The sequence below is a fragment of the Streptomyces sp. MBT65 genome, from assembly GCF_016612545.1.
Classification (GTDB): domain Bacteria; phylum Actinomycetota; class Actinomycetes; order Streptomycetales; family Streptomycetaceae; genus Streptomyces.
Window position 1 is genome coordinate 1 of record NZ_JAENRY010000541.1, and the last position, 5367, is coordinate 5367.

The 5367-nt window shown below is 72.8% G+C and carries 4 protein-coding genes, 1 tRNA gene and 1 pseudogene; 2 read left to right on the plus strand and 4 right to left on the minus strand.

Annotated elements, in window-relative coordinates:
* A pseudogene (locus tag JHN63_RS49955) lies at positions 1-650 on the plus strand (zinc ribbon domain-containing protein); the annotation flags it as partial.
* Positions 651-665: 15 nt separating this feature from the next.
* Here JHN63_RS49955 and JHN63_RS49960 read toward each other — a convergent pair.
* Positions 666-1124 (minus strand): cupin domain-containing protein, encoded by a 459-nt coding sequence (locus JHN63_RS49960; RefSeq protein WP_200691771.1) that lies wholly within the window; start codon positions 1122-1124, stop codon positions 666-668.
* A gap of 175 nt (positions 1125-1299) precedes the next feature.
* On the opposite strand from JHN63_RS49960, the gene JHN63_RS49965 reads away from it, so the two are divergent.
* A complete protein-coding gene (locus tag JHN63_RS49965) occupies positions 1300-1917 on the plus strand; it encodes a TetR/AcrR family transcriptional regulator (protein ID WP_200691772.1) in 618 nt (205 codons plus the stop codon).
* 16 nt (positions 1918-1933) lie between these two features.
* Here JHN63_RS49965 and JHN63_RS49970 read toward each other — a convergent pair whose 3' ends face one another.
* From JHN63_RS49970 to JHN63_RS49980, 3 genes are all read right to left on the minus strand, one after another.
* Complete coding sequence (locus JHN63_RS49970; protein ID WP_200691773.1) at positions 1934-4291, minus strand: hypothetical protein; 2358 nt, start codon at positions 4289-4291, stop codon at positions 1934-1936.
* Between the two features lie 3 nt (positions 4292-4294).
* A tRNA-Lys gene (locus JHN63_RS49975) sits at positions 4295-4366 on the minus strand.
* Between the two features lie 51 nt (positions 4367-4417).
* Positions 4418-5367, minus strand: a 950-nt coding sequence (locus tag JHN63_RS49980) for a lysylphosphatidylglycerol synthase transmembrane domain-containing protein (protein WP_234478905.1), incomplete at its 5' end; no start/stop codon positions are given.

Genomic DNA, 5367 nt, shown 5'->3' on the forward strand with positions numbered 1-5367 from the left:
CGGGCCGGCTGCCGTGGTGGCGGCGGCTGCTCACGTTCCGCAACGGCGAGATCCCGTGGGCGGGCGACCGGCCCCGGCTGCGCCGTACCTTCGACCGGGTGCTGACCTGGCTCGGTGCCGCGCTCGTGCTGACGCTGCTGATCGTGCTGGCCGTCAACATCCCGCGTGGCGTGGACGCGGCCAAGGACCACTTCGCGAAGCGGGCCCCCGTCTACCCGGACCGCGTCACCGCCTCCCGTTCCTTCCCGGGGCACAAGCCCGAGCTGGCCTTCGACCGGCTGAACAACACCTGGTGGGGGCCGGGGGTGAGCCAGTCGGGCAAGGGGCAGTGGCTGGAGGCGCGCTTCGACGAGCCGACCCGGCTGCTGGACCTGATGATCACCCCGGGCGTCTCCACCCGCCCCGACCAGCTCACCCAGTCGGCGCTCCCGCACCGGATCGAGGCGGAGATCACCATGGCCGACGGCAAGAAGGTCACCCGTCAACTCACCCTCGACCAGGGGGCGGGGGCCCAGCGCCGTTCCTTCCGGGTCGGCACGGTCACGGCGGTCCGCTTCACCATCGAGTCCGCCTACGGAACCTCCGGGAAGAAGCAGGTGGCCATCGCCGAGATCGAGTTCTTCGGCCCGTCCAGCGCGGGCGGTTCCTGAGCCGGGGCGGCCGGCTCAGGCGTAGTCGGTCGCGGGGACCGTCGCGTAGTGGCTCATCATCTCGATCGTCGACTCGGTGGTGAACTCCCGGCCGCCGGCGATCATGTCCCGCAGGTCGCGGAAGTACTGCACGAACAGGTCGGGCGTGAAGGTGTTGATCATCACCGCGGGTTCGTCGCCGGGGTTGGCGAAGGTGTGCGGGGCGCCGGGCGGGATCATCGCGAGGGTGCCGGCCGGGGCGATGTGGACGGTCTCGCCGATGGTGAACCGCACGGTCCCGGAGACGACGTAGAAGCCCTCGTCGTGCTGGGCGTGGCGGTGCTGCGGAGGGCCCTGGGTGTACGGGGCGATGGTGATCTCGCCGATGCCGAGCCGGTGGCCGGTGGTGCTGCCGTCCTCCAGGATGCGCATCGTGACCGGGCCCAGACGTATCGACTCGCCGTCGTCCGGACCGACCACGGAAACCTCGTTCATCGCCGACTCCCTTGTGTTCGCCGCGTGTTGGGCGCTCCACACCGTGGCGCGCCCACCACGCACACTAAGTGGGCTGCTCTCGTTATGCAAGCAGACTCTTACGATGAGAGCTGTTTGTGATAACGTCCTGGTGACGGCGGGCGACGGCGAGCGAACACGGGGAAGTGACGCACCGATGGCGACAGCGCAGACGGACACGGGCCGCAGCAATCAGAAGAAGCGCACCCGTACGGCGATCGTCGAGGCGGCCCGCGGGCTGATCGGCGGGGGCGGCGAGGTGACGATGCCCGAGGTCGCCCGCGCGGCCCTGGTCTCCGAGGCCACCGCCTACCGCTACTTCCCCGACCTGCCCTCGCTGATCGGGGAGGCCCTGGCCGGTGTCTGGCCCGACCCCGTCGAGGCGCTGGCTCCGGTCGCCGACTCCCGCGATCCGGTCGAACGGGTGGCGTTCGCCTGCGAGTTCCTGCTCCGCGGCACCCTGGCCCGGCAGGGCGGGGTGCGCGCGATGATGGCGGCGACCATCGTCCGCCCCGGCTCGGAGAACATGAGACCCGGAGTCCGCTTCGGGCTCATCGACCACGCGCTGTCCCCCCTGGCGGCCACCCTCGGCGTGACGGATCCGGACGCCTTCACCCAGCTCAAGCGGAGCCTCGCCGTGGTCGTCGCCGCGGACGCCCTGTTCACCCTCACCGACCAGTGCGGGCTCACCCCCGACGAGGCGATCGCCAGCGCCGTACGCACGGCGGTGACCCTGACGGAGGCGGCGGTGCGCGCGGCGGCCGACCGGTCCTAGGCCGGGTCGGTGGCCCTCAACTGCCGTGCGGCGCACCGGTCGTCGGGTCGGACGCCAGCCAGTGACCGTCCGTGGTCCAGCCGAGGAGACGCCGGGTACGACCCCCGTCCGCCGTGCCGTCGGCGCCGAAGGAACCGCCGTCGGTGATCAGACGCAGCCCCGCCAGGGCGGGGCCGAGGCGGATGAGGACGTGGATGGGGTGACGAGCCACCTCCTCGTCCAGAGCGTCGAGCACCCGCCGTTGCTCGCCGGGCGGGCAGAGGGACAGGTGGAACACCAACTGCCGCCAGGCGTACGCCGCGTCCTTGACGGTGGGGTACGGCCACGGGTTGCGGTGCACCCGGGCCGTCAGCCGGCACACGGTGACGAAACAGCGGCGCGCCAGGTCGGCCCACCCCGGCTCGGGGGCGATGCCGACCCGGTGGACCAGGGTGGCCAGGTTGTGCGTGGTCAGGATCTGGGCCTGCTCGATCACCTTGCCGTTGGCCGCCACCCAGGGCCCGGACGGGGACTCGGACGATCCCGCCGCCGAGGACGCCGCCGCGGCCCGCTCCGCGCACAGCCGCGCGAACCCCGGAGATGTCCTGGCCCGGCCCGCCGCCCTGTTCGCTGCCCCGCTCGCCTCGGCGCTCGCCAGTTCACGGATCGCCGCGTAGTCGATGCCGTAGTACCGCTCGTACAGCGAGCCTTCGAGCAGTTCGCCCGCGATCCCGGCCGCCACCAGGAACTTGGGGCCGAACGCGTCCATGAAGATGTCCGCGGCCAGCTCCTCCACCAGCGGAGCGCCCAGGCCGGACCGGCGCGCGAGTACGCCGAGTTCGCGCACCAGCGGGTTGGGCAGGATCGTGCCCGGGAAGCCCCGCACGGCCAGCTCGCCCAACTGCCGCAGCAGCAGGGCCGCTTCGGCCGAGCCGTCGCCGCGCCGCGCGGCCACCGCCCGTACCCAGGGCAGTTCCTCGATCCGGACCTGGTGCTCCAGGTTGAGCAGAAGCAGCGAGCGGCGGTTGCGGAACGCGCGGTAGTTGGCGGCCATCAGCGTCCGCAGTGCCTTGTCCTCGTAGCTCCGCGCGGTGGTGACGGCGACCAATTGCGGTACCAGTTCGGCCAGTGCCTCGGCCGACGGGACGACTCCCCGCTCCACGAGGGTGGCGACCGGTGCGCTCAGCGCGCCCTCGATCAACCGCGCCAGCGCAGGCGGGAGTTGGGCACCGGCGGGGACGCCGGTCTCCCGCTCCTCCGGTCCGGACACGGGGGCGAGCACGGGGGTGAGATCGGCGATGCCCGACTCCTGGGGCAGCAGGGCGAGCCGGCGCAACGCCACCTGTGCCAGCGCGTGATGCGAGGGCAGAGCGGCCTGGACCCGCTGCGCGTCCCGCAGTTCGGAGTGCGCAGGCGATCCCGGCAGACCGCGCCGCCGCACCATCGACGCGACGGCGTGCCGCAGCAGCCCCAGCCGGCGCGCGTCCAACTCCCGCCCCGCGACGGTCTCTTCCAGCGCACCGCGCAGAATGCCCAGATTCTCCTTCGGACTACGGTGCTTCGTGCAGCGGGTGTGCTCCTCGGCCAGCAGCCGGTAGCGGTCCAACAGAGCGGCCCCGCGTTCCAACCAGGCCTCGTCCGGGGCGAGTTCGAGCACCCGGCCGTCCGCCCCACTCACTGTCTCCAGCCAGTGCGCGAGCACCTCGTCCCCGAACGGCTGCCATACGGCGAGCGCCTCGCGCTGCGCCTCCACGGCCGGGTTCGGCCGCCGCCGCACCAGCCTGTTCACGGTGTCGTCGACGGTACGGCGGTGCAGCGCGTCGGTGACGTCCTGCGCGGGTCGCCCGGTCGACGGGCGCGGCAGAAACCGGAGTCGACCCGCGAACGGCCCCAACTCCGCCACCAGGTCCAGCGCGGCGGCCGGCTCCCCGTGCCGTACCAGCCACGCCATGGTGAGCAGCGCGCCCTCCTCGGGCACGGTCACCTCGTACCGCCCACTGTTCAACTGGCCCCACAGCCAGGCGAGTCCGGTGTCGGTGAGGCAGTGCGCGAACAGGGCCCGCCGGTCCGCGGGCACACCGAACTGCTCCGCGAGCCGCGTCTCGTACGGCTGGAGCGGGCCGCCCGCGCTCGGGGTGCCCGTGGCGAAGCCGCCGCGCACCACCTCGGGGGTGACCCAGGCGGGGAGCCCGGCGACCGGGGTGCGCGAACCGACCGTCAGCAGACCGCCGGCCATCCCCGCGAGCACCGCGCGCCAGCGCTCCACACGGCCCTCCGCGCGACGGCGGGTCTCGGTGTCCTCGTGGGTCAGGGCGGTCGTGAAGGCCTTGGCCAACTGGCCCCGGGCGTAGCCGGGGGCCGCGGTGAGGTGCTGCTGGTCAGCGTCGTCGTCCATAAGCCGGCGTGGCAGGTCCTGCCCCTGCGCCCTCCGGGATAAGAGCCCGGTGCTCTGCTGCTGAGCTACACGCCGATGAGCAGCGACGCTAGACGCGGAACCGGCTGCCGTACAAGGGGATTTCGGTCATAGCACCTTCCGGTGGACCAGCGCCGACAGCAGCAACGCGCCCGGCAGCAGTGGCACCCACACCGTCAGCACGCGGTAGCCGATGACGCTCGCCGTGGCCAGATCCATGGGGGCGCCGAACGCGACCATCGTGAACACCGTCGCCGCGTCCACCGGACCGATCCCGCCGGGTGCGGGAACGGCGCCGACGGCGGTGCTGGCGGCGAGGAACGCGAGCACGACCTGCGCCCAGGACAGCGGCAGGCCGAGCGAGGCGCCGACGGAGAAGATCACGGTCGCCTGGAGCACGGGAGCGGCGGCGGCCCCGCCCCACAGGGCGAGGATCCGGCTGGGCATGGTGTGCAGCTGCCGTACGTCGGTCAGGGCGGTGCGGACACAGCGGAGGACCGGGCGGCGCATTCGGGGTACGACGGTCAGCAGGAGGGTGGTGGTGACGAGGACGGTCGTGAGACCGCCGAGAGCGAGGACCAACGACCAGCCGGCGGGGACCAGTTGGCCGAAGCGCAGCATCTCGGGGAAGGAGACGAGGAAGACCAGCAGCACGAGCGTCTTCGCGATCGGCCTGACGAGTGAGTAGAGGGCGAGCGACGCGGTGGCGCGGGGGAGGGGGATGCCCTGGCCCTGGAGGAAGCGCAGCGTGACCGCGTGCGCGCCGATGCTGGCCGGGAGCGCGTGGTTGGCGGCGCCGGCGGCGAACTGCGAGGCGATCAGCAGACCGGTCGGCAGCCGCTCCGGCACGGCACCCTGGCGGACCAGGGCGGCGGTGCCCCAGCCGAGGCAGGTGAAGAAGAACGCGGCGAGCAGCCACCAGGGGTCGGCGGAGGCGAGCCGGGCCGTGCCCTCGTACATGGCACGCCAGTCGACCGCCGCCCACACCGCGATCAGCAGCAGGGGCAGCAGCGCCAGCACCTTGGTGGCGAGGCGCGCGGCGGAGGGGAGGCGGAGGG

Bases quoted from the DNA above. Each gene is read 5' to 3' on its own strand.
- JHN63_RS49960 (WP_200691771.1), bottom strand. From the start codon at position 1,124: ATGAACGAGGTTTCCGTGGTCGGTCCGGACGACGGCGAGTCGATACGT.
- JHN63_RS49965 (WP_200691772.1), top strand. From the start codon at position 1,300: ATGGCGACAGCGCAGACGGACACGGGCCGCAGCAATCAGAAGAAGCGC.
- JHN63_RS49970 (WP_200691773.1), bottom strand. From the start codon at position 4,291: ATGGACGACGACGCTGACCAGCAGCACCTCACCGCGGCCCCCGGCTAC.